Here is a 21,853-nt window from a genome sequence, read left to right as displayed (position 1 = left end):
GTATATGGATATTAAGTGGATTTTGTTTGGGGTGGTGCTTATCGTTAATACGATCTTCGCAATTGCCATCGCAATTTTTGTTGCGAGGAAATTTGTTGTACCCGGGCGGAATGCGCTGGTGCTGGTTTTGATCTCTCTTGCCATCTGGCTGTTTGCCTACGCCATGATCATGTTCTCGACCAGTATTGAAACCAAGCGCTTCTGGTTACAGATCGAGAATATCGGCATCATCAGCCAGCCTGTGCTGTGGTTCTTTTTTATTTTAAGCTATGCGCGGCAGGTTAGATTTTTTAAAAAGTCTTTCATCGCTGTCATCAGCATCATTCCCATTATTTCGTGGGTCATGCTTTTTTCAGACCCATGGTTCCATTTTTATTATGCTTCCATAAAATTATTATCGGAACATGGCGGCCCGCTGATCATTGAGCGCGGCCCATGGTATTGGGTGGCACTCACACAAAGCTACACGCTCTATGCATTTGCAACAGCGCTCCTGATCTGGCGCTTTATTGAATTCAGGAATATTTTCCGAAAACAACTTGGGCTGCTGATCACGGCGGCGTTAATCCCGTGGATCACGAACATTTTGTATCAATTGCTTTCCAATCTTGCGCCGTCCATTTTTATTCCCGTAGACTTAACTCCGATCTCATTCACAATCGCCATTTGGCTCATCAGCCAGGGGATTTTCCGCACCCGTCTGCTGGATCTCGTTCCGATTGCGCGTGACGTCGTGATGGAGCACATCCCTGAAATGGTCTTCGTGGTGGATGCGCATGATCGTGTGTTGGATGCAAACAGCGTGGCCGAAAAACTTTTAGGGAAATCCAGGCAGGAAATGATCGGCCGTGATCCCATAGAAATTTTTCGGCACTGGCCGCAAATGTTGAATCGATTTCTCTCCACCGAGAGAACACGCGAAGAAGTACAAATCGCGGGAGACTCATCCATTATCTTTGAAGTGGTGATCACCCCGCTGTATAACGAACACACCAAAGACCTCAGCGGACGTGTGATTCTTGCACACGATATCACCGAGCGAAAACTGCTGGAAAACGAACTCAAGAAAACCAATGAAGCATTGGAAGCCAAGATCCGCGAAACCGAGGAGTTAAAGCAAAGGTGCAGGAACAGGCTATCCGCGATCCACTGACCGGAGTATTCAATCGCCGTTTTCTTGCCGAATCACTGGATAAAGAAATTCCCAGAGCCGCGCGTGAAAACAGCCCGGTTGCAATCGTCATGATGGATGTGGATTTTTTCAAAAAATTTAACGATACCTATGGGCATAAATGCGGCGACATTGTACTTATGGATCTGGCAAATTTCCTAACCGAGAACTCACGCCAGGGTGATGTGGTCTGCCGTTATGGAGGGGAGGAATTTGTAATCCTCATGCCCAATGCCACACTGCACGATGCGCACGAACGCGCAGAAACATGGCGAAGAGACTATACCGCCAAAGTCATTCACTATGAAGGGAAAAAACTAAACGCATCATTTTCGGCCGGGTGGCAAGTTTTCCACTACACGGACCGTCCGGCGAGTCTATCCTTCATGCCGCAGACCACGCCCTGTATCGATCCAAAAGTGACGGACGCAACAGAGTAACCTTATATCAGGCATAAATTTTTAATAACTGGAGAAATAAACATGCAAATAGACATTATCGGTGTTCCCATGGATCTTGGCGCAGACCGCCGCGGCGTGGATATGGGGCCCAGCGCAATCCGCTATTCACATCTACAAAGAAAACTGGAAGAACTTGGCTACGATGTGAGAGATGAAGGCAACATAGAAGTGCCCATCGCAGAAATGTGCAAGATCACGAATCCAAAACTGAAATACATTGATTGCATTATTCCCATGTCACGCCGGGTGGCGGGCGCTGTAGCGACTTCGATACAGGCGAAAAATTTTCCGCTGGTATTGGGCGGAGACCACAGCCTGTCGATTGGTTCGGTGCGTGGCGCGGCCCGCAACAAAAAGATCGGGGTGATCTGGATCGATGCCCACGCAGATTTCAACACCGCTGAAACCACCCCCTCGGGAAACATCCACGGCATGTCTCTTGCCATCCTTGCAGGACAAGGCGATAAAAGTCTCGTTCAACTCTGGGATGAAAATATCCCGGTTATCGACCCGAGCAAAATTGCCATCATTGGCGCACGCGACCTCGACTCGGGTGAAAAATTAAATCTAAGCAAGGCGGGCGCGATGGTCATGGGCATGGAACAAATTGACCGGTACGGCATGGTTTCAGTAATTGAAAAAGCCATCGAACGCGTCAGCCGCGATGTGGATGGCATCTACCTTTCGCTTGATCTGGATTCACTTGATCCGCAGCATGCCCCCGGGGTTGGAACTCCCGTTCCCGCCGGGCTGACGCAGCGCGAAACACATCTCGCTTGTGAGATGATCGCCGAAACCAATAAACTCATCGGCATGGACCTGGTGGAAGTCAACCCGATCCTCGATGAGAAAAATAAAACTGCCGCGCTCGCAGTGGAATTCGCACTTTCTGCATTAGGACGCCGCATCTGGAATGGACAATAATTATGAAACCAACTCTTTTTGATCTTGAACAACTCGCGCGCGGTGCTGGCGCCATTTTGCGCGAAGGATACAGCAAGGAACATCAGATCAGCTATAAAGGTGTGATCGATCTCGTCACAGAAACTGACCACGCGTCAGAATCTTTTTTGATCAACAAAATTCAAGCACAGTTTCCAGACAGTCACATCATTGCCGAAGAAAGCGGCGAAACAAAAGGAGAGAACGCCGGACTTTGGTATATTGACCCACTGGATGGGACAGTGAATTATTCGCATCACATTCCCGTTTTCTGCGTCTCCATCGCATACGCTTTCAACGGGAGCGTGATTCTCGGCGCAGTCTATGATCCATTGCGTGACGAAATGTTTACTGCTGAACGCGGAAAAGGCGCATTCCTAAATGGCAAGCCAATTCATGCATCCAATGTAACCGAACTGCAAAAGAGTCTGCTCGTGACAGGCTTTCCGTATGACACATGGAACACCGAAAAAGATAATTTCAGAAATTTTGAAAAACTAGCCAAGATGACTCAAGGTGTGCGCCGCCTCGGATCTGCCGCCCTCGACGGCTGTTACGTCGCCTCAGGCCGCTTCGACGCTTTCTGGGAGCTGACTCTCCGTCCCTGGGACATTGCCGCCGCTGGATTGATCGCCGAGGAAGCAGGTGCGCGAGTCACGGCCATTGATGGCAAACCGGATTACATCTCAGCCCCACAATCCATTCTGGCATCAGCACCAGGCATCTATGAGAAAATGATGGAGCAACTAAACTAAACCAAAAACGGACGGGATATCCCGTCCGTTTTTTTTATTTAAGGAGCAACCGCCGGTTGAACTTCCCCGCCAACAACTTCATCCACTGTTTTGATGATCAACCCATTATTCTTTTGCTGACTGCCCAGCCACGCCGCGAATTTTGAAAATGTATCAAGATCGACTGCATATTGATCGCAGCCATCGCAGACATGATGAAAAACAAAGATCACCCAGCCCCCGCCGTCTTTTTCAACATCAGCCACATAGCGAAACATTTTTGAAAAACTTGTATCACTCACAACATACGGCATGGCCTGCAACACAAAAGGATCGCCAGGCGGAAAAGTATCGGGGCCATCCACCACACCGCGCGCATTGTTATAGCCGCAATCCATCACAACCTGTTTTGACTCGGCATCATAATGTCCATAGGGATAGGCAAAGGACGTCACCTCGAAACCATGCGCAAGTAGATTCATACGATCCTCACAGACTTCACGCTTTAAGTCTGCGCCGCGTACATCTGTCAATTTGCTGTGACTTAATGTATGTCCGCCAATTTCGTTGCCATCAGCATGTAAATCCTTTAACTGCTGTTCGGTCATATAGCCATCAGTGCCGGTAAAGCCGCTGACCACATAAAACGTGGCCTGCATATCATTTTTCAGTAAGAACAGATCGCACCAGATAATTATCTGCGTCGCCATCATCAAAGGTCAGGCTGACCACTGTATTCTTAAATGTGATACCTGCTTCTTTTGTCCGTGTTGGAACTGGTTGGTCTGTGACTGTGGGTGCGTTAACGCAGCCTGTCAGGAGCATCAATAACAATGTAAGTATTACAGGATTTTTTTTCATTTACTCAACTTATCGCGGATTTGGGAACGGATTGCCAACGCAAAACGGATAAACGGATATGATGGTTTATCTGCCAAAAATAATTATATCAGCCGTATCTATTCGCCGAGCAAACCTTGCTGTGCGGCGATGGCAACCGCCGCGGCACGCGAGTCTACGTTAAATTTTTGGTAGATGCTTTGCAAATGCGCTTTCACGGTTCTTTCTGTGATTCCCAACTTATAAGCGATCTCTTTATTGCGTTCACCGCGTGAAGCGGACTGTAGAACTTCTAGTTCACGCTCTGTCAGCGCTGAGTCGTTTTTAGAAACAGGAGCAGTGACCGGTGAAGAATGAACCGCGAGCACACGAGCAAGGATCTCCGGCCTGAGTAAGGTCTCTCCTTTTGCGGCAGCCTGAATCGTATCCAATAAATTTTCACGGTCGGTATCTTTGAGCAAGTATCCGCGCGCGCCGGCTTGCAGCCCGCGCAGCATCATTTCATCTTCGTTGAAGGTGGTCAGGATCACGATCGCAATTTTAGGATGATCGCGCCGCAGATGACCGATGGCGGTGATGCCGTCCATGTTTGGCATTTGCAGATCCATCAAAATGACATCGGGTTTTAAGTTTGCAACAAGCGCCAGACACTCTGCGCCATCGCGTGCTTCGCCCACAATTTCGATCTCATCAGTCGTTTCAAGAATAAGACGCAGCCCTTCGCGCACGATCAGATGGTCGTCGGTGATCATCACACGGATCATCACGACCTCCCCACAACGAATTGAACACAAGTCCCATTCGCATCTGACTCAACGGAAAGCATTCCACCTGTGAGCCTGGCGCGTTCGTGCATTCCGATCAGACCATAATGACCGCTTGTTTTTTGATTCACATCGAAGCCTTTGCCATTGTCGCGGACTTCGAGCTGTAGATTTTGATTTTGAATCATGAACACGACCTTCACTTGCGTTGCCTGTGCATGGCGGACAATATTGGTCAGGGATTCACTCAAGATGTTGAGGGCATGATTTGTTGTTTCAGCGGAGAGTTGATTTTCATTTACAGAGATTCTTGTTTCACAGGAAATACCCGTCGCTTGTTTGAAGCGTTCGATCTTTTCACGTATCGCATCAGATAAATTCGTAGACGTGGCACGCAGGTCATCAATGGCGGCTCGTGAATCCGCGAGCGTGCTGCGCGCACGGACAAGCGACTGTTCGACGATGGCCGATGCCCGTTCAGTGCGATTCGTGTTGAGGTGCGCTTTGACCGCTTCGAGTTGCAGTACCAATCCCGCCACACCTTGCGCGAGTGTGTCGTGCAACTCGCGCGCCATGCGTTGACGTTCATTCTGCAAGGTCAGTGATTCTATCTTGGCGGCAGAAGCGGCAAGTTTGGCATTGGCGCTTTCGAGGCTTTCGGCAAGTTCTTCGGCTTTCTGGCGTTCGATTAATTGTTGATTGAACATCACCATTAGCAAGACGATGAATCCGCTGTTGACCAACATGTTGGAAACAGCGATCAGCAACCTGTCACGCCCGACCGCGAAATAGAGCATGACCACCATGAAGCTAAAAAGAAAAACCCCCAAATACAAGGCGCGGCGTGTGTTGCCCCATAATCCCAATGACTCACCGATTAAGCAAAGCGTGGATGAACCCAACAGCGTTAGATTGATTTCGTTTTCAAAAGGCAGGCTTACCATCGCAACGATCAAAACAACCTGAGCGGGATAATAAAAGAACCACCAGCGCGAATTTTCATCCTGCCGTGTATTCGACCAGAACAATCCGATGTGCAGCAGGATGAAAAATGAAAATAGCGCTGTGTACGTTGGCGAACTGGAATTCCACAGATCACGAATCCCAACAATCGCAATAACCCCGATTAACAGGGAAATAAAGATATAGAAGGGATAGGAAATAAAGGCAGACTTGCTTGAGTTTTGTTCCATGCGCTAATTCTACTCGCAGCAGACGCACAGGCATATTGTCCGAATGGACAATGTCCACTTTTGCACGGAATGGCCGATGTGGAGAGAGCCGCAAAATTATAGAATAGCCCCAATCACTACTTTCTACTTTCCACACAGGAGACCTCTCATGAACAAAAAATATATCTACCTCGCAATCATCTTCATCCTCGGCTTATTCATCGGCGGCAAATGGAACATTCCGCTCGCGGCGTGGATCGTGCCCATCTTCGGCATCCGCTTCTTCCGCGACAGCGACAAGGCCGGGCGTAACTTCCTTTTGTTTTGGCTCGTCTCTGCCATCCCGACCATCATCTCGTGGCAGGGCGCGACCTTCATGTCCAAAATTCATCCGCTCGCTGAAGCTAGTTTCTTCCTGCTTACTGCTCCGCTCGGCCTGCTGCCCTACGTCATTGACCGCATGTATTATCGCCGCTTCGGTTCCTCGGCGTGGCTCACGCTCGTTTATCCCATCGCCGCCACCGCCATGGATTTTTTCTCTGCCACCGGCAGTCCATTTGGCACTTTCGGCGCGGGCGCATATTCACAACGCGATTTTCTTCCCACCATGCAAATCGTTTCCGTCACAGGTTTATGGGGACTGACCTTCCTCGCCAGTTGGTTTGGAAGTCTTGCAAATCATTTTTGGGAAGTTAAACCCGCGCGTCTTTCTTTAACTTTTGCCGGGGTGCTGGCCCTCATCCTTGCTCTCAGCTTCGGGCGGACTCTGCTACCGAATCAACCCGAACAGACTGCGCAGATCGCGGGCTTCTCTCTCCCAGCGGGGAAACTGTCTCAGGTGCTGGACCCGATCTCAGATGGGGACGAAACGGGTTTTCGTCAATTGGTGGATGAACTTCATGCCGAGGAATTAAATCAAATCCGCACGATGGCAGATGAAGGCGCGAACATCGTTGTCCTGCAGGAAGGCGCAGGCATGGGCATGTCTGACCAGGTGGAGGCGTTGATCGCCGAATCGTCTGCGATTGCCAAAGAGAAAAATATCTACATCGTGCTGCCAACTTTTGACCTCGGCAAAAAGCCCGCTGAAAATGTGGTGCGCATCATTGACCCGAACGGCGATGTGGTTCTGACGCATGTCAAATACGGCGGCAACGATTTTGAAGGCTCTCTTAAAGGCGATGGGATTTTGCAAACGATTGATACGCCCTACGGCAAACTCAGCGCCATCATCTGCTGGGATGCAGACTTCCCGAATGCCGTCAAACAAGCTGGCGAACAAAATGTGGACTTGCTCTTCGTCCCCTCCAATGACTGGGTTGAAGTGAAAGATATTCACGCAGGCATGGCAGCTTTCCGCGCGGTGGAGAATGGCATGAGCATCTTCCGTCAGACCGGTGAAGGCGTATCATCAGTGATCGATGCACACGGCAAGGTTGTCAATCGCGTGGATATGTTCAAGGAAAACGCGAACGGCTTTACAGGCATACAAAATGTCCAAACCCCAATTGGCTCTGTAGATACACTCTACTCCTCGGTGGGTGACGGCGTTGGCACTCTGACCCTGCTTAGTCTGGTTGGATTGTTTGTGGGACTATGGATTACCCGCAAAAAGAAAATAAGTTAATAAGAAAATACGCCAACCTTTATGTAAAGATTGGCGTATTTTTGCTTACAAAATTTAATGAATATTGTGGGCCCGGCTGGATTCGAACCAGCGACCAAGCGATTATGAGTCGCCTGCGCTAACCGCTGCGCCACGGGCCCCTTAAGTATCAAATGTTCCTGTGTCACGTATCAGGCAACCTGACACCAAATCACCTGACACAGGAACATTTTGTAAGAGCGGGAGATGGGATTCGAACCCACGAATATCAGCTTGGAAGGCTGATGCCTTACCACTTGGCGACTCCCGCGTTAGGTTTCCTATTTTACTTGCATGAGCAAAGTCAGTCAAGCACTTGACCCTCATTTGATAGTACAGTAAAATACCAGCCGTCAAATAAATGCCTTCGTAGCTCAGTGGATTAGAGCGCTTGCTTGCGGAGCAATAGGTCGTAGGTTCGAGTCCTACCGAGGGCACACACAAAAAGACCGTCTTTCTCATTGAAAGGCGGTCTTTCGTTTACGCCTTAGGTTCACTGCATTCTCTTCCATGACGGAGTGATATTCAAGCCGGGTCAAGACGCATATTAAAACAAGAGCGATTTTTCCGCTTTTGTTTTTTTTATATATAATGAGAACTATGAAAAATTCCAAACCTCATATTCTATTGACCAATGACGACGGCATTCGCTCCCCCGGACTTTGGGCTGCCGCCAGCGAACTTTCCAAGATCGGTTATGTAACGGTAGCCGCGCCGCGCGAACAATCCTCGGGTATGGGGCGCAGTTTGCCCAGCACGTCAGATGGGATTATTCGCAAAGAGCAGATGCAGGTCAACGGTCAGGAATGGAGCGTGTATGCGGTGGGCGGCTCTCCGGCGCAATCTGTCCTGCATGGTGTTCTGGAGATCGTTCCGCACAAACCGGATCTGATCGTCTCAGGAATTAATTACGGCGAAAATGTTGGGCTGGGGATTACCATCTCAGGTACGGTCGGTGCAGCGATGGAAGCCGCCTCAATGGGATTCCCCGCGCTGGCAATTTCACTTGAAACCGACACGCAATATCACCTGTCACATTCAGAGGATATTGATTTTTCAGCAGCCGGATATTTCACCGGCTATTTTGCACGATTGATCCTCGAAAGAAAATTTTCAGAAGAAGTGGATTTGATCAAAGTGGAAGTACCGGCTCACGCCACACCGACAACTGAGTGGCAAGTGGGCAGGCTTTCCCGCAGCCGATACTATGACCCCGTACCCACCAAGCGCGACTCCTGGGAACTGCCTGGCCCCATCTCTTACAAACGTAATGAAAACAGTAAACAGGAGCCAGAAGATACTGATGCCTACATTTTGAGAAAACGAAAATGGTGGCAGTCACCCGATTAATTTGGACATGACCGCACGGGTAAAATTTTCAGATTTCGAAAAACTATTACGAGATTAAAAAACGGAGAGCTGTTAAGCTCTCCGTTTTTTATGGTCTATCGTCTACAGTCCACGGTCTAAAATTACAACTCGCTCGCGCGTCTTGCGATCTTATCTTTTGCACGTGCCACAAACTCTTCCAGCGGAATATTATTCTGCTGACTTCCATCACGTCCGCGCAGAGAAACCTGTCCAGCGGCCATTTCGTTATCGCCCACCACAAGCATGTACGGTACCTTCATCAACTGCGCCTGTCGGATCTTGGCATTCATGCGCTGTGACGATAAATCGGCTTGTGCGCGGATTCCGTTTTCACGCAATTGCTTCGCCACGCTTTCAGCGTAATCGTTCTGCGCATCCGTGATTGAGATCACACGCACCTGTTCAGGGGAAAGCCAGACCGGGAAGTTACCCGCATAATGCTCAAGCAGGAAGCCAACCATGCGCTCGTGTGTTGAAAGCGGCGCACGATGAATGCACAGCGGAATTTCATCCGCGCCTTCCTTATTCGTAAACTTTAAGTCAAAGCGTTCTGGTACGGCAAAGTCCACTTGATTTGTCATCAGCGAAAATTCACGCCCGATGGCTGACCAAACTTGCACATCAATTTTTGGACCGTAGAATGCAGCTTCGTCTTCGCGTTCCACGTATGGCACGCCGCCGTTATTCATCGCCCGGCGCACCATCTCTTCCGTCTTGAGCCATAGGCGCTCGTTGTCCACATATTTTTTGCCCAGTCCCGCCTTGCTGTGCAGAGACAGACGCATCACGTACTTCTCGATCCCGAACAGTTCAAAATACTTACGATATAGCGCTACCACACCCATGAACTCCTGTTCGAATTGTTCCTCCGAGCAGTAGATGTGAGCATCGTTCATTTGCATCGAGCGCACGCGCATTAAACCAAACAACTCACCTGATTTTTCATAACGATAGCACGTACCGTATTCAGCGAGGCGCACGGGCAGGTCGCGGTAAGAACGTCCCTTCGAGCCAAAAATTTTGTGGTGCATCGGACAGTTCATTGGCTTGACGTAATACTTTACGCCTTCGATTTCCATCGGCGGATACATGCTCTCGGCATAATAAGGCAGGTGACCTGAACGCACAAAGAGATCTTCCTTTGTGATAATCGGCGTTTTGACGCGCAAGTAGCCAGCTTTGTCTTCCATATCCTTGGCGAGTTTTTCGAGTTCTTCGATCAGAATGCCGCCATTGGGCAGCCACAAGGGCAGGCCGGGACCAACTTCATCATCGAACATGAATATCTCAAGTTCCTTGCCCAATTTGCGATGGTCGCGTTTCTTGGCTTCTTCCAATTGATTCAAATACTCTTTCAATTGGTCTTTGCTTTCCCACGCTGTGCCATATACACGCTGAAGCATCTTATTTTTTTCGTCGCCGCGCCAATACGCGCCAGCGATCGACATCAACTTAAACGCATCCTGCTTGATCTCTTTTGTCGTCTGCACATGCGGACCACGGCACAAGTCTGTGAATGTATCCTGCTGATAGATCGAGATTTCAGGTTTCTCTGTTAAACGGATTGCCATATTCATCGAGGCCGCCTTTTTCGAGGCCTTCGATCAATTCCAGTTTATAGGGTTGGTCGGCAAATATCTTCTTTGCTTCTTCTGCAGAAACAACTGTCTTCTTAAATTCATGCTTGCCCTGCACGATCTGTCGCATGCGTTTTTCGATCAATTCAAGATCTTCAGGTGTGAGATTGCGCGGAAGGTCAAAGTCATAATAGAAACCATTTTCCACGGGCGGACCGATCGTAACCTTCCCATCCGGGAACATCTCCATTACTGCCTGTGCCATCACATGCGCGGCAGAATGGCGAATCTTATACAGTTGTGTATCCTGATAACGTTCTGTTTGTAGTGCCATTTTCAACTCCTTTTATCACTATGGTTTGCTTCTGCTTCATGGACATTTTCGCGTCTCAGAGGAAAGCAGTTACAAACCTCCGAGTCGCTGACGAGTATTGGTGCTATCTTCAGTCATAGCGGCCTCCTAAAAACAAAAAACTCTCATCCACAACGGGACGAGAGTTTGATCTCACGCGGTTCCACCCGATTTATCCCGAGCAATGCCCAAGGATATCTCTTAGGCCAATAACGGAGCCAACCGTTTCACTTACTAACTGATCACTGTTTACTGATCACTGTTCTGTTTCACGCTCGCAAGTGGTTTTCAGTGATTGCTTCTGGAAGATGCTCTCAACAAAATGCTTCTTCTCTCTGTCAGAAAAATGATCACGTACTCGTCTTGGTCAACACGCTTTATTTGATTGCCGGTCACGAATGACCTTGTGGACGGAATAGGGCTCGAACCTACGACCTCTGCGATGTCAACGCAGTGCTCTAACCAACTGAGCTACCCGTCCGAAGGATGAACATTATACCGAGTGTCTCAATAATTGACAATCCCTGCGGTATAATCCGTTCGCTATGGCAAGACGCAAAGCTCCCGAAGAACTCTCTGTGGAAGAACTACGCCGCCTGCTGGTTGAAAAAAGGCGCGGTGCCCGCAAGGAACGGCTGGATACCTTCCGCCGCACGGGACGTGTCATCTCGGTCGAGTCGGATTTTAATTCACAGGCGCATCAATCCGCCCCGACAGTTGATACAACAGAAACAAGCGACTCAGCGTCCGAGCCTGTTCCTGTAAACCCGCGCCGCAAGTTGATGGATCGCATCCTGTTGGGTGTGGAAGTCCTCGCCGTTGTAGGATTTATCGGTGTGCTTTTGATCGGCTTCGGCATGCTGCGGACACTCAATACCGAAGTGGCATCCGCACTCAAACCTGAGACCGTTACCCCCACGCCGCTGGTTATGGCAGTTGTGTTACCCTCCGGGCATGTTCCTCCGGATGCACAAGGCAACACACGTCCAAACGAAATCGAAATACCAGATCACCTGCGGCCCATGGTACAGTCGCTTGCGAATATACCCATCCCAACTGCTGCGCCAGACCAGGCCATTCGCATTCAAATCCCATCGATCAATATCGACGCACCGATCGTGCAGGGAGATGGATGGGAACAACTCAAAAAGGGAGTCGGTCAATATGTAGGCTCCCCTGATCCAGGTCAGGATGGAAACGTGGTTCTGTCAGCGCATAATGATGTCTACGGAGAAATCTTCCGCTATCTGGATAGACTCACTCCCGGTGACGAAGTCATCATTTACACACAGCAGCGTCAGTACACTTATATCGTTGACCGCACAGTTTTGGTGGAACCCACTGCCGTGGAAGTGATGGCATCCACGGGCAGCCCGACAGTCACATTGATCTCGTGCTATCCATATCTTGTTGATAAACAGCGCATCGTTGTCTTTGCGCGATTACAAAACTAGGAGAAATAAAATGGCTAAGAAAAACAAACGAGCAACCCAGGCATCCGTCGGAAATATTGCCGCCGTGCGCACTGAGTTCACCCCAGATTATTCCAATGTCAAGAAAGACCTGACCCGTATTGGACTTCTTGCTGGCACCTTCTTTGTCGCGCTTATCGTGCTTTCCTTCTTCATCAACTAAGCATTTCCTTTTACTCGAAACAAAAAGAGGAAAGACCGTAAAACCGGTCTTTCCTCTTTTTGTTAGCGTTATAATCCATAAGTATTTATCCTTACCTTAAAAGAATTCTGGAAACCATGCCCAACCCTACATTTGACATCCTGCTCGAAAAGCTCACCTATGGTGGCGAAGCCATGGGACGCCTGCCCGATGGGCGCGCGGTGTTCGTGCCTTTTGGCCTGCCGGGCGAACAAGTCCGCGTGGAATTGACAGAAGACAAGAAAAATTTTGCGCGCGGAAAATTAGTTGAAGTATTACAAGCATCGGCTGAAAGAATAGATCCGAAGTGTAAACATTTCGGGAAATGCGGCGGTTGTCATTACCAAAACCTGCCCTATGAAAAACAACTGGCAGCAAAGACAGAAATCCTACGCGACCAGTTACAGCGGATCGGGAAGATCGAAAACCCGCCTGTCTCGCAAATTGTCGCATCACCGTCTGAATGGAATTATCGCAATCATGTGCAATTCCATTTAACAGCAGAGGGCAAGGTGGGTTTTATAAATGCAAAAGGAAATTCCACGCTGCCAATTGAGGAATGTCATTTACCCGAAACGGGAATTAACACCTTCTGGCCTGAACTGCAATTTGAATCAAACAAGGATGTGGAACGTGTTTCGCTACGCGTTGGGCTGAACGATGATCTGATGGTGGTGCTCGAATCCGAAAATCCTGAAACGCCCGAGTTGGAAATCGAAGCGGATGTTTCCGTGGTGCATATTTTCGACGAACATGCCGTTGTCATCGCGGGTCAGGATCATCTCCTCTTCAATATTCTTGGAAAGGATTTCCGCGTGTCTGCCGGTTCATTCTTTCAGGTGAACACACAAATGGCAGAGAAGATGGTGGAACATCTGGTTGCCCGGTTACCGATTTCTGCATCCACCACTTTATTGGATGTTTATTGCGGAGCCGGGTTGTTCAGCAAATTCTTTGCGGCAAATTGTCAGCAGGTGATCGGAATTGAAGAGTCTGAATCAGCTTGCGAGGATTTCGCCTTCAACCTGGATGAGTTTGATAATGTTGAATTGTATGAAGGGGCTGCGGAAGAAATTCTGCCAGCTCTGGCCGGGCGGCTGGACAGTTCAACTTATGTGATCGTTGACCCGCCGCGCGCAGGAATTGAAAGGCACGCATTGGACGCGATCATCAGCATCAAGCCGCAGATCATTACGTATGTCTCATGTGACCCATCCACGCTGGCGCGGGATGCGGCGAGGCTAATTGCCGGGGGATATCGTTTGGTGGAAGTGACTCCGTTCGATCTTTTCCCCCAGACTTATCATATTGAATCAATTTCAATTTTCGAAACCGTTTAAGGTAATCCCAAAGGTCTTGAAGACCTTTAGGGATTTGACCAGGCCGCCCCCTACAAAAATACTTATCCTTCTGCGATCACGATGATCTTGTCATCAGCAGAGAAACTTACACGTTCAGATTTCTTCGGGTTGGTGTGGATACCGTACGCCTTGTCTGCATCGTGGTTTTCACTGACCAGACGATAGCCGAGAGCGGTCTCACCACGGCGGCGGGCTGCTTCGGTGACTGTGTAGAAGTTAACCGGCTGGCCTGTGGTCACGTAGTCACTGATCGGCTTGAGATATATTTCTGCGCCTTCGGGGTCAAACATATCGGTAAACACGCCCATCAATTCAGAATTCTCTGAAAGCTGCGCCATCATCAAACTGATCAGGTGTTCGCTGACGATGAAATCATCCACTTTGGCGGCTTCGGCCAGTTCGCGGTTGCGCAGGTCGAGCATTTCGCTGATGATCGAGAATGGAGTTTCGTCACGTTCGGCAATATCACGCAAATGCAGCAGGGTGATGAGTGTGACCGCATCGGCTTCCTGCTGTTCAAGGTGGCTGTATGCCAAAACGATGACATGGTCATATTCTGTGGCTTCAAGGCTTTCGAGCAGGTCACGGCTGCGGATGTCACCTTCCTGCACGGTGACCTTTTGGTTCTTAAGTTTACCGATCTCAAGTTTGAGCTGCTTATCGAGTTCGAAAATATCCGAAACGATCAGCACCTGCGAACCTTTGGCAACATAATTGTCCAATTCGCGGATGATGGTCGCGCCGGAACGATTCCAACCGAGGACAAGCACTTTCTCAGGCTTGGGCTTGGAAACTGCTCCAGAAACCTGAAGCAGGCTTTCGTCGAGTGAGATGCGTGAAGTCCCTGACAGGATGATCTTATTGTCATCTTCCGCAATCACAAAAACCTGGTCGCCTGATTGGATGCGTGTGTCCATGGCTGGACTCATTGCGATGGTTCCATCTGCTTTGCGAATACCCATCAAGGTGGATGTTTCATAAGCAAGCAATGCTTCGCCATAGGTCTTGCCGGAAAGCTCAGGTTCCTGCTTGAAATAAATTTCGTCTCCGCCAAAATTCATCAGCTCGGTATAAACAAGAGACAGGCCGCTCTGACGTGAAGTTTGTGCAACAACACGCGCGATGAGATCGTTGGTCAGAATGGGCTGCACAAGATCTTTTGCGCCCAACATCTTGACCACATCCATGTTTTTCGGATCGCGAATTTGCGTAACGATATGATACGGTTCGGCGCGGCGGTTGGGATTGTTGGTAATCGCCAGAACAGATTTGATGATGTGTGTATCGGGGTCGGCGCCATCAGCCAAAACAATGATGGATCGCGCGGTGTGCGGGCTTGAGATTTCGAGATCGGTCAGATCAATGGGACTACCCGAACGGCAGATAACACGTGTGTTTTTTGTGTCGGAGATGCGATCACTGATCGCATCTTCCATTTCGACTTTATCCTGATCGGCCAATACGACAATGACTGCGCCGCTTTTGCGGCTTTCATTGGCAAGGATGATTTCAGAAATCACAGTAAATATCTGTGTATTCCAGCCGAGGATGAGCGTATGGTCATTCTCAAGAACCGCCGAGCGGCCTTTGCGCAATTCATCGAGTTTGTCTTCAAGGCCGTTATTGATAATACCGATCAAGGCACTGACAACGAATATGCCGCCAAACGTGACCATCAACATCATAAGCAGGAAGAAAAATCCGCCCTGATCGCCGCCCATTGTGCCTGAGTCGAGCGTACGCAAAAGACCCATCCATGCCAGTTCAAATAAGCTTTCATTATTGGGTGCGCTTCCGGTGACCTTTACCAACGCGGCGATCACGAATATGATCATAGCAGAAAGTACGAACAAGGCAGTAATTAACGCAACCGGTCCGCGCGACATATAATTGTCGAACCAATACTGAAAACGTTGTTTTAAAGTTGGTGTTTTCATTCATTCTCCTCAAGCCTTAAGTTTCGGCTATTATAAGAGGGATTCGTCATAATTCATAAGACAGTTTGACCTGTTGCATGATTGCAATGATATTCCAGAGGATATAAAACAATTGTGCGAGGTGACTTTAGTTAAGAAATCTATAATCTTTTGCGAGTAACATCAGCCATGCATACCAAGTCTATTCAGTGCTGGTTTCGTCCCATTTTTGAAAGCGAGGTAAATTATGTTCTCATTTGAAGGCTTTGACCGCCGCAAGGAAGAAGATCGCATCCGCTCCGAAGGCAGGCTTCCACCCGGGCAATCGTTGACCGTTAAATTTCCTGTTTTACATTATGGCCCCGTGCCGCCTTTTAATCCTGCCACCTGGGATTTGCGTGTTTGGGGTGAAGTGGAAGAGGAAAAACGCTGGACATGGGATGAGTTTAATAAACTACCGCGCACATCCATGAAAATGGATATTCACTGCGTCACACGTTGGAGCAAGGTGGATACAACCTGGGAAGGCGTTTCAGTAAAAACCTTGGTGGATAGCGGTCTGATTAAGATCAAGCCAAGCGCCACGCACGTCATGCAGCACGCTGAATATGGATTTACAGTGAACCTTCCGCTTGAAGTTGTTTTACAGGAAAACTTCATGCTCGCCACTCATCTGGACGGCGAACCGATCACACCTGACCACGGCTATCCTCTGCGCGGCATGGTGGGATTCATTCCCGCGCAAAAGGATCTGGAGACTCCCTATCTTTGGAAGGGCGCCAAATGGCTGCGGTCCCTGGAATTCATGCCGCGTGACAAACGCGGATTTTGGGAACAGGCAGGGTATCACAACCGCGCCAATGTCTGGCGCGAAGAACGATTTGGGTAAATAAAAACTCCGAGGTCTCGAGACCTCGGAGTTTTTATTTTTAAGGCCGCTTGCCTAATTCGACGTTTATATCCAACGTCTCGGCACCGCGCTGGACCGTTAAGACTACCGTGTCACCCGGGCCTTTGTTCGTAATGAGATAAGCCAGCAATTCATCAAAGGTACGAATAACACGCCCGTCAATTGCGGTAATCAGATCACCACCCGCCAGCAGACTGGGAACACCAGAAGGTGTTGTGCCGGCTTTGATTCCAGCCACATCTGCCGGGCCTCCAGAAACAACATCCGTTACATATGCACCTGTATAAGCGCTCAAGCCAAGCGCCTCAACCATTTCAAGGCTTAAGGAGTCTATGGAAGCAATTCCAAGATATGGGTAATCATATTTTCCCTCAGCGATCAGAGAAGGTGCAACCCGCTTAACAATGTTAATGGAAATCGCAAACCCGATCCCTGAGTTAGCGGGCTGGCCTGTTTCTGTAACGCTGTTGGTACGAATGGCGCTATTAACTCCAACCACTTCTCCATTGATATTGAAAAGCGGACCGCCCGAGTTGCCGGGGTTGATCGCCGCATCAGTCTGAATGATATCGCCTGCTGTGAAAGGACGTCCGCCGGGAGCTTCGTGGGCTGAAGCTAATGTGCGGCCAAGCGCAGAAATAATACCAACGGTCATGGTGCTGTTCAAACCAAACGGGTTGCCAATGGCAATTACGGTCTGACCAACTTTCAGTGAGTCTGAATCGCCAAGCGGCAGCGGATGAAGTTCTGCAGCGGGGGCATCCACTTTAATAATGGCAAGGTCTGAATCCAGATCGGTGCCGATCACAGTTCCATATGTCACATAGCCGGATGTAAACCTAACTTCAATGGTAGTAGCGCCTTCGATCACATGAAAGTTGGTAACAATATGTCCCTGCGCATCATACACAAAACCGGAGCCCTGTCCCTGATCGGTGATGATCGCAACCGTGCCGGGATTTACATTTTCATACAGGGCAACAAGTCCACCCTGCTCAACCGCAGGATTAACTGCATTTGATTCAATTGGAGCAACAGCTTCAACTGGTGCAATTACGGTGGGCTGCGCTGAAGTTTGCTGCCCGGGCAGAGTCGGGCTCTGGCAGGCCAGCATGGCCAATATCAAAACTACAAAAGCCAGAAAGCTTTGTTTTGTTTTCATTCAATACTCCTATCAACTTTTAAAACTTTATACGGGATGCTTCTTCGATTAATTCTATCTGTTTGGACGACAGGTATTTTGGAATTTGTACTTTTAGTTTCACAAAAAGATCGCCCTTTGTATTTGCGTTTTTCAAATGCGGCATCCCGCGCCCGGCCAGACGAAATACCTGATCAACTTGCGTACCGGCGGGAATACTTAACTTGACCTTGCCCGTGGGCGTTTCCACTTCTGTGTCGCCGCCCAGGATAATTGTAAAAACACTTAATGCGGATGTCGTATAAAGGTCCTGACCTTCGCGCTCAAACAGACTCTCATCTGTGATATTTACGATCAAATAGAGATCGAGTCCTTCGGGACCCGCACCTGCCACTCGAACTTTGGAACCTGTCTTCACCCCGGCAGGGATGCGCACCTGTAACTTGCGTCCATTGGTTTGTAACTGACGCATGGTGCCTTCGTAGGCTTCCTGAAAAGAGATATCCACTTCCTGTTGATATCCCTGCTGTTGTTGCATCGCCTGATTGCGCGCAGAAGAGCGGACAGCCTCACCAAAGATCGAACGGAAGAAATCTGAAAAATTACCGCCAGCGCCGGCAAATGGATCTCCCGCATTTCCATAACCGCGTTGTGACCCTTGTTGCTGCTGGAACCAATCGTCCCATTGAAAATCACCCGGCCGTCCGCCTTTCGTACGGAAGTCGGAATATGCGCTCCCAAGTTGATCGTAACGGGCGCGTTTTTTATCATCGCTTAAAACCTGATACGCCTCGTTGATCTCCTTGAATTTATCCTCGGCTTTTTTATCGCCGGGATTTTTATCAGGGTGAAACTGCATGGCAAGTTTGCGATATGCCGTACGAATTTCATCAGCGCTGGATTTACGTTCCACACCAAGGATTTTGTAGTAGTCTTTGTAGTCCATAATCCTATTGTTATCACCGCGTAATTGGCAAGTCAAGCGCCCAAAGGACACACTAACACAACTCTAACCTGTCTATTTTGTGATACAGTTGCAAAAATTATTCTAAAAAGAAAAGATGAGTGGATGATGAAATCAATATGTGTTTTTTGTGGGTCTTCTGACTCTGTCCATGCGGACTATCTCAACGCTGCGCGTCAGCTCGGAAACCTGCTGGCTCAAAAAGGAATCCATCTGATCTATGGCGGCGGCAAAACAGGCTTAATGGGCGCCGTGGCAAATGGAACCATGGAAGCAGGCGGAGAAGTGATCGGCGTCATCATTCCCTCCATGAATACCCCTGCACTGGCTCACACTGGCCTCACCCGTCTGGAAGTGGCTCCTGATATGCATGGACGCAAGGCGCGCATGCACGAGCTTGCGGATGGATACATTGCCCTGCCCGGCGGATTCGGCACCTGGGATGAACTCTTTGAAACCATCGCCTGGGCGCAGACCGGAGCACACGAAAAACCGGTGGGTATGCTCAACGTGCGCGAGTATTACAATCCGCTGTCTCACGCTGTTGCCGAGGGATTCGTTTACCCGGAACATCGCACAGCCGTGTTCTGCGACACTGACCCGCTTAAATTATTGGGTGACATGGAAAAATATAAGCATCCACACGATGCGGTCAAACGATGGCTGAAAGAAGATCAATAAAAAAGACCGGAACGTATAAAATTCCAGTTCGCATCCAAAGAAAGCTGCCGCAGAGTTGACTCTGCGGCAGCTTTTTTATTCTCTTCATCAGCAAGCTGATGGACTCAGAATCGCGAAATGATGATTCTATAAAGTGATTAATTTACCTTCCACAAGTTTTCCTTATCTTCACCTTTACGCAAGATCCACGCTTCCCCGCGGACAAGGGTTGTCTTTTTCCCATCCATTTTAACATGGGCATCATCAGACAACATAATAACGGGGTTGTCGTGAAAGAAATGATAATCTGAAAGCCAGTCATCTTTTACAGATTGACCGTATGCATCCAATGGATAATGCGGCGAGAAATTAAAGGGAGATACATTCAACCCTTCAAAATGTGACGTTTCAACCGTGTTCATATCTTTGGAGGTCAGGATGTTTGGTCCGCACAAGGTGGCGCCGGCGCTGAAGGCCACAACAGGCAAACCGGCCAATACTTTCTTACGCAGGAAGAGCATCAACCGGCTGACGTGCAGACGGTGATTTAATAAAAATGTGTTTCCGCCCGGAATATACACCAGCGCAGCACGGCGGATAATATCCTCCATCACAGTTAAGGACATAGTCTCTGCGTTGATCGTTTCAAGCCGCGCCAGTTTGCGAAAGGCATCTTCTGTATCCGCCTGCCATCTTTCTGCATACAACGAAGCCAGTGGAATATAAGCCACAGTCGCTTCGGGTTTATCTTCCAGATACGGGCGGCTGGCTTCGATAATATAGCGAATGTCGTCTCTGCCTGGAGATGAAAAGAGATGGAGGTTTGGCATTATGTTTTTTATATGGTCAGAATGATCGGTTCATCTTTGGTGACGATGACCGTGTGCTCAAATTGAGCGGCGATGGTGCGGTCGATTGTCCGCAGGGACCAGCCATCGCGTTCTTCGTGGACATGTCCTTTGCCGGTGGTGAGGAAAGGCTCAATGGCCAGAACCAGTCCTTCGGTCAGAATGCGATCGTCTTTCGGTTTGAAATAGTTGAAAACTTCGGTCGGTTCCTCGTGCAGTTTATATCCGATGCCGTGTCCGGTCAGATCAAAGATGACTCCGTATCCGTGTTGTTTGGCTTCCTCTTGAATGGTCTTGCCGATCAAGTTAAGCGGATTACCGGCGCGGGCCACGCTCACGGCTTTTTCCAGCGCGGATCGGGCAGCGGCCAACATTTTTTCATATTCGGGCACGTGTTTGGCGAGCACCATCGAAGCGCCGGTATCTCCATAGTAGCCGTTCATTTCAGCGGAGACATCGATGTTGATCAGATCGCCTTCGCGCATGACGCGGTCACCGGGGATGCCGTGCGCGATGATCGGCGAAACGCTGATGCAGGTGGCGCCGGGGAAGTGATACATCGCCATCGGTGCGGAGCGCGCGCCTTCTTTTTCAAGAAATTTCAATCCAATGTCATCCAGTTCGCCGGTGGTCATGCCGGGTTTGGCGCTTTCCATCATTGTCTTTAACGTCATGGCGCAAATGTGGCCGATGGCTTTTAAATGTTTAATATCGTTCTCTGATTCGACGATCATTTTTTGTTCAATCCTTTAATAATGACTTTCTTCAACTCCGCCTGCACATCATCCCACTTTTGATCTGAGTTGACCACGACCCAGCGTTGCGGTTCCTGTTTGACCAGTTCGAGATAGCCGCGGCGTACGCGTTGATGAAATTCAACGGTGTAGGCATCCATGCGATTCCATTCCATTTCATTTTGAACTTTGCGCTTCAAGCCGACTTCAATATCGAGGTCAAGCAAAATCGTCAGGTCGGGAGTTAAGCCGCCGGTGGCGTATTTCACCAGCCCGCGGACTTGTTCCAGATCCTGTTGATGTCCGTAGCCTTGATAGGCAATCGTTGAATCATAATAGCGGTCAGAGATGACGATCTCGCCCACTGCCAAACGCGGCTTGATGACCTGTTCCACGATCTGCGCGCGCGCGGCCTGATAGAGCAGGGTTTCTGTCCGCGGGTGCATTTCGGCGTTTTTCAGATCATGCAGAATATCGCGAATCTGTTCGCTGATGGTCGTGCCGCCCGGTTCACGAGTGGGGAATACGGTGTGTCCCTGCTCGCGCAGATATTCCACGAGGTAGGGGATGTGTGATGTTTTGCCGGAGCCTTCAGGGCCTTCGAGTGTGATAAACATGGTGTTTGGAATTTCTTTCC

The 21,853-nt window shown here is 49.2% G+C and carries 23 protein-coding genes, 4 tRNA genes and 1 other annotated feature; of the genes, 12 read left to right on the top strand and 15 right to left on the bottom strand.

All coding sequences use genetic code 11. The annotated features are described in order from the left end of the window. Window positions 1-4 precede the first annotated feature (4 nt). Genes IPL71_RS00255 through IPL71_RS00240 form a run of 4 tightly spaced genes read left to right on the top strand, consistent with a single transcriptional unit; the run spans window position 5 to window position 3,329 of the window. Entirely contained in the window at window positions 5-1,153 is a 1,149-nt protein-coding gene (locus IPL71_RS00255) for a histidine kinase N-terminal 7TM domain-containing protein (RefSeq protein WP_345317969.1), read from the top strand. Next, the gene (locus IPL71_RS00250) at window positions 1,123-1,611 is read left to right on the top strand and encodes a GGDEF domain-containing protein (RefSeq protein ID WP_345317968.1); all 489 of its coding nucleotides are present in this window, start codon (window positions 1,123-1,125) and stop codon (window positions 1,609-1,611) included. Before IPL71_RS00255 ends, IPL71_RS00250 begins: the two co-directional genes overlap by 31 nt. A 42-nt stretch (window positions 1,612-1,653) precedes the next feature. Further along, window positions 1,654-2,556: an arginase gene (gene rocF, locus IPL71_RS00245; protein ID WP_345317967.1), complete on the top strand. Its 903-nt coding sequence runs from the start codon at window positions 1,654-1,656 to the stop codon at window positions 2,554-2,556. A gap of 2 nt (window positions 2,557-2,558) precedes the next feature. Then, window positions 2,559-3,329, top strand: coding sequence for an inositol monophosphatase family protein (locus IPL71_RS00240; protein WP_345317966.1), 771 nt, complete (start codon window positions 2,559-2,561; stop codon window positions 3,327-3,329). A gap of 38 nt (window positions 3,330-3,367) precedes the next feature. On the opposite strand, the gene IPL71_RS00235 is transcribed toward IPL71_RS00240, so the two are convergent. The 4 genes from IPL71_RS00235 to IPL71_RS00220 all read right to left on the bottom strand — a co-directional run bounded on the left by IPL71_RS00235 (window position 3,368) and on the right by IPL71_RS00220 (window position 6,105). Beyond that, window positions 3,368-3,967, bottom strand: a complete 600-nt coding sequence (locus tag IPL71_RS00235) for a polysaccharide deacetylase family protein (RefSeq protein ID WP_345317965.1) — start codon at window positions 3,965-3,967, stop codon at window positions 3,368-3,370. A 1-nt stretch (window position 3,968) separates the two neighbouring features. Next, window positions 3,969-4,169 (bottom strand): hypothetical protein, encoded by a 201-nt coding sequence (locus IPL71_RS00230; protein WP_345317964.1) that lies wholly within the window; start codon window positions 4,167-4,169, stop codon window positions 3,969-3,971. A gap of 98 nt (window positions 4,170-4,267) precedes the next feature. Beyond that, window positions 4,268-4,912, bottom strand: a complete 645-nt coding sequence (locus tag IPL71_RS00225; protein ID WP_345317963.1) for a response regulator transcription factor — start codon at window positions 4,910-4,912, stop codon at window positions 4,268-4,270. Beyond that, complete coding sequence (locus IPL71_RS00220) at window positions 4,912-6,105, bottom strand: sensor histidine kinase (protein WP_345317962.1); 1,194 nt, start codon at window positions 6,103-6,105, stop codon at window positions 4,912-4,914. The genes IPL71_RS00225 and IPL71_RS00220 overlap by 1 nt, the downstream gene beginning before the upstream one ends. Window positions 6,106-6,253: 148 nt before the next feature. On the opposite strand from IPL71_RS00220, the gene IPL71_RS00215 reads away from it, so the two are divergent. After that, window positions 6,254-7,711, top strand: a complete 1,458-nt coding sequence (locus tag IPL71_RS00215) for a nitrilase-related carbon-nitrogen hydrolase (protein WP_345317961.1) — start codon at window positions 6,254-6,256, stop codon at window positions 7,709-7,711. 67 nt (window positions 7,712-7,778) lie between these two features. Here the strand turns inward: IPL71_RS00215 and IPL71_RS00210 are convergent. Together IPL71_RS00210 and IPL71_RS00205 are read right to left on the bottom strand one after the other, a co-directional pair. After that, window positions 7,779-7,851, bottom strand: a tRNA-Ile gene (locus tag IPL71_RS00210). A gap of 77 nt (window positions 7,852-7,928) precedes the next feature. Beyond that, window positions 7,929-8,000: transfer RNA gene (locus IPL71_RS00205), tRNA-Gly, on the bottom strand. A 92-nt stretch (window positions 8,001-8,092) separates the two neighbouring features. Here IPL71_RS00205 and IPL71_RS00200 point away from each other — a divergent pair. Both IPL71_RS00200 and surE read left to right on the top strand, forming a co-directional pair. Continuing rightward, window positions 8,093-8,166, top strand: a tRNA-Arg gene (locus IPL71_RS00200). A 163-nt stretch (window positions 8,167-8,329) separates the two neighbouring features. After that, entirely contained in the window at window positions 8,330-9,079 is a 750-nt protein-coding gene (gene surE / locus IPL71_RS00195) for a 5'/3'-nucleotidase SurE (RefSeq protein WP_345317960.1), read from the top strand. Between the two features lie 122 nt (window positions 9,080-9,201). Here surE and thrS read toward each other — a convergent pair whose 3' ends face one another. From thrS to IPL71_RS00180, 3 genes are all read right to left on the bottom strand, one after another. Then, window positions 9,202-10,671: a threonine--tRNA ligase gene (gene thrS, locus IPL71_RS00190; RefSeq protein ID WP_345317959.1), complete on the bottom strand. Its 1,470-nt coding sequence runs from the start codon at window positions 10,669-10,671 to the stop codon at window positions 9,202-9,204. After that, the gene (locus IPL71_RS00185) at window positions 10,643-11,011 is read right to left on the bottom strand and encodes a hypothetical protein (RefSeq protein WP_345317958.1); all 369 of its coding nucleotides are present in this window, start codon (window positions 11,009-11,011) and stop codon (window positions 10,643-10,645) included. The genes thrS and IPL71_RS00185 overlap by 29 nt, the downstream gene beginning before the upstream one ends. Window positions 11,012-11,161: 150 nt before the next feature. Continuing rightward, window positions 11,162-11,409 (bottom strand) — a binding site (T-box leader). Window positions 11,410-11,436: 27 nt separating this feature from the next. After that, window positions 11,437-11,510 (bottom strand) — tRNA-Val (locus IPL71_RS00180). A 64-nt stretch (window positions 11,511-11,574) separates the two neighbouring features. Between IPL71_RS00180 and IPL71_RS00175 the strand changes: the two genes are divergently transcribed. The 3 genes from IPL71_RS00175 (at window position 11,575) to rlmD (ending at window position 14,022) form a co-directional block, all read left to right on the top strand. Further along, window positions 11,575-12,483, top strand: a complete 909-nt coding sequence (locus tag IPL71_RS00175; protein ID WP_345317957.1) for a sortase — start codon at window positions 11,575-11,577, stop codon at window positions 12,481-12,483. Window positions 12,484-12,493: 10 nt separating this feature from the next. Beyond that, complete coding sequence (locus IPL71_RS00170; protein ID WP_345317956.1) at window positions 12,494-12,664, top strand: hypothetical protein; 171 nt, start codon at window positions 12,494-12,496, stop codon at window positions 12,662-12,664. Between the two features lie 116 nt (window positions 12,665-12,780). Beyond that, window positions 12,781-14,022: a 23S rRNA (uracil(1939)-C(5))-methyltransferase RlmD gene (gene rlmD, locus IPL71_RS00165; protein WP_345317955.1), complete on the top strand. Its 1,242-nt coding sequence runs from the start codon at window positions 12,781-12,783 to the stop codon at window positions 14,020-14,022. A gap of 62 nt (window positions 14,023-14,084) precedes the next feature. On the opposite strand, the gene IPL71_RS00160 is transcribed toward rlmD, so the two are convergent. After that, window positions 14,085-15,980, bottom strand: a complete 1,896-nt coding sequence (locus IPL71_RS00160) for a CASTOR/POLLUX-related putative ion channel (RefSeq protein ID WP_345317954.1) — start codon at window positions 15,978-15,980, stop codon at window positions 14,085-14,087. Window positions 15,981-16,206: 226 nt separating this feature from the next. Between IPL71_RS00160 and IPL71_RS00155 the strand changes: the two genes are divergently transcribed. Continuing rightward, window positions 16,207-16,848 carry a molybdopterin-dependent oxidoreductase gene (locus IPL71_RS00155; RefSeq protein ID WP_345317953.1) on the top strand — a complete coding sequence of 214 codons (642 nt, stop codon included), beginning with the start codon at window positions 16,207-16,209 and terminating at the stop codon, window positions 16,846-16,848. A 40-nt stretch (window positions 16,849-16,888) separates the two neighbouring features. Here IPL71_RS00155 and IPL71_RS00150 read toward each other — a convergent pair whose 3' ends face one another. Next, entirely contained in the window at window positions 16,889-18,031 is a 1,143-nt protein-coding gene (locus tag IPL71_RS00150; RefSeq protein WP_345317952.1) for a S1C family serine protease, read from the bottom strand. Between the two features lie 19 nt (window positions 18,032-18,050). Next, on the bottom strand, window positions 18,051-18,956 hold the full coding sequence (locus IPL71_RS00145) for a DnaJ C-terminal domain-containing protein (protein WP_345317951.1): 906 nt from the start codon (window positions 18,954-18,956) through the stop codon (window positions 18,051-18,053). Window positions 18,957-19,082: 126 nt separating this feature from the next. On the opposite strand from IPL71_RS00145, the gene IPL71_RS00140 reads away from it, so the two are divergent. Continuing rightward, window positions 19,083-19,655 (top strand): LOG family protein, encoded by a 573-nt coding sequence (locus tag IPL71_RS00140; RefSeq protein ID WP_514130732.1) that lies wholly within the window; start codon window positions 19,083-19,085, stop codon window positions 19,653-19,655. A 137-nt stretch (window positions 19,656-19,792) separates the two neighbouring features. Here the strand turns inward: IPL71_RS00140 and IPL71_RS00135 are convergent, their stop codons facing one another. Genes IPL71_RS00135 through tmk form a run of 3 tightly spaced genes read right to left on the bottom strand, consistent with a single transcriptional unit; the run spans window position 19,793 to window position 21,833 of the window. Then, window positions 19,793-20,464: a Type 1 glutamine amidotransferase-like domain-containing protein gene (locus IPL71_RS00135; RefSeq protein ID WP_345317949.1), complete on the bottom strand. Its 672-nt coding sequence runs from the start codon at window positions 20,462-20,464 to the stop codon at window positions 19,793-19,795. Between the two features lie 8 nt (window positions 20,465-20,472). Next, window positions 20,473-21,216 carry a type I methionyl aminopeptidase gene (gene map, locus IPL71_RS00130; RefSeq protein ID WP_345317948.1) on the bottom strand — a complete coding sequence of 248 codons (744 nt, stop codon included), beginning with the start codon at window positions 21,214-21,216 and terminating at the stop codon, window positions 20,473-20,475. After that, window positions 21,213-21,833: a dTMP kinase gene (gene tmk, locus IPL71_RS00125; RefSeq protein ID WP_345317947.1), complete on the bottom strand. Its 621-nt coding sequence runs from the start codon at window positions 21,831-21,833 to the stop codon at window positions 21,213-21,215. Before tmk ends, map begins: the two co-directional genes overlap by 4 nt. Window positions 21,834-21,853: the final 20 nt, after the last annotated feature.

It is taken from the genome of Candidatus Villigracilis proximus, from assembly GCF_016717045.1.
GTDB lineage: Bacteria > Chloroflexota > Anaerolineae > Anaerolineales > Villigracilaceae > Villigracilis > Villigracilis proximus.
This window is presented reverse-complemented; position numbering and strand designations above follow the sequence as displayed.

Coding starts and splice junctions, on each gene's coding strand:
- tmk (WP_345317947.1), bottom strand. CDS start 21,833: ATGTTTATCACACTCGAAGGCCCTGAAGGCTCCGGCAAAACATCACAC.
- thrS (WP_345317959.1), bottom strand. CDS start 10,671: ATGGCAATCCGTTTAACAGAGAAACCTGAAATCTCGATCTATCAGCAG.
- IPL71_RS00160 (WP_345317954.1), bottom strand. CDS start 15,980: ATGAAAACACCAACTTTAAAACAACGTTTTCAGTATTGGTTCGACAAT.
- IPL71_RS00220 (WP_345317962.1), bottom strand. CDS start 6,105: ATGGAACAAAACTCAAGCAAGTCTGCCTTTATTTCCTATCCCTTCTAT.
- IPL71_RS00235 (WP_345317965.1), bottom strand. CDS start 3,967: ATGCAGGCCACGTTTTATGTGGTCAGCGGCTTTACCGGCACTGATGGC.
- IPL71_RS00155 (WP_345317953.1), top strand. CDS start 16,207: ATGTTCTCATTTGAAGGCTTTGACCGCCGCAAGGAAGAAGATCGCATC.
- IPL71_RS00140 (WP_514130732.1), top strand. CDS start 19,083: ATGAAATCAATATGTGTTTTTTGTGGGTCTTCTGACTCTGTCCATGCG.
- IPL71_RS00150 (WP_345317952.1), bottom strand. CDS start 18,031: ATGAAAACAAAACAAAGCTTTCTGGCTTTTGTAGTTTTGATATTGGCC.
- IPL71_RS00135 (WP_345317949.1), bottom strand. CDS start 20,464: ATGCCAAACCTCCATCTCTTTTCATCTCCAGGCAGAGACGACATTCGC.
- IPL71_RS00255 (WP_345317969.1), top strand. CDS start 5: ATGGATATTAAGTGGATTTTGTTTGGGGTGGTGCTTATCGTTAATACG.
- IPL71_RS00185 (WP_345317958.1), bottom strand. CDS start 11,011: ATGGCACTACAAACAGAACGTTATCAGGATACACAACTGTATAAGATT.
- IPL71_RS00240 (WP_345317966.1), top strand. CDS start 2,559: ATGAAACCAACTCTTTTTGATCTTGAACAACTCGCGCGCGGTGCTGGC.
- IPL71_RS00145 (WP_345317951.1), bottom strand. CDS start 18,956: ATGGACTACAAAGACTACTACAAAATCCTTGGTGTGGAACGTAAATCC.
- surE (WP_345317960.1), top strand. CDS start 8,330: ATGAAAAATTCCAAACCTCATATTCTATTGACCAATGACGACGGCATT.
- rlmD (WP_345317955.1), top strand. CDS start 12,781: ATGCCCAACCCTACATTTGACATCCTGCTCGAAAAGCTCACCTATGGT.
- IPL71_RS00225 (WP_345317963.1), bottom strand. CDS start 4,912: ATGATCCGTGTGATGATCACCGACGACCATCTGATCGTGCGCGAAGGG.
- IPL71_RS00175 (WP_345317957.1), top strand. CDS start 11,575: ATGGCAAGACGCAAAGCTCCCGAAGAACTCTCTGTGGAAGAACTACGC.
- map (WP_345317948.1), bottom strand. CDS start 21,216: ATGATCGTCGAATCAGAGAACGATATTAAACATTTAAAAGCCATCGGC.
- rocF (WP_345317967.1), top strand. CDS start 1,654: ATGCAAATAGACATTATCGGTGTTCCCATGGATCTTGGCGCAGACCGC.
- IPL71_RS00215 (WP_345317961.1), top strand. CDS start 6,254: ATGAACAAAAAATATATCTACCTCGCAATCATCTTCATCCTCGGCTTA.
- IPL71_RS00230 (WP_345317964.1), bottom strand. CDS start 4,169: ATGAAAAAAAATCCTGTAATACTTACATTGTTATTGATGCTCCTGACA.
- IPL71_RS00170 (WP_345317956.1), top strand. CDS start 12,494: ATGGCTAAGAAAAACAAACGAGCAACCCAGGCATCCGTCGGAAATATT.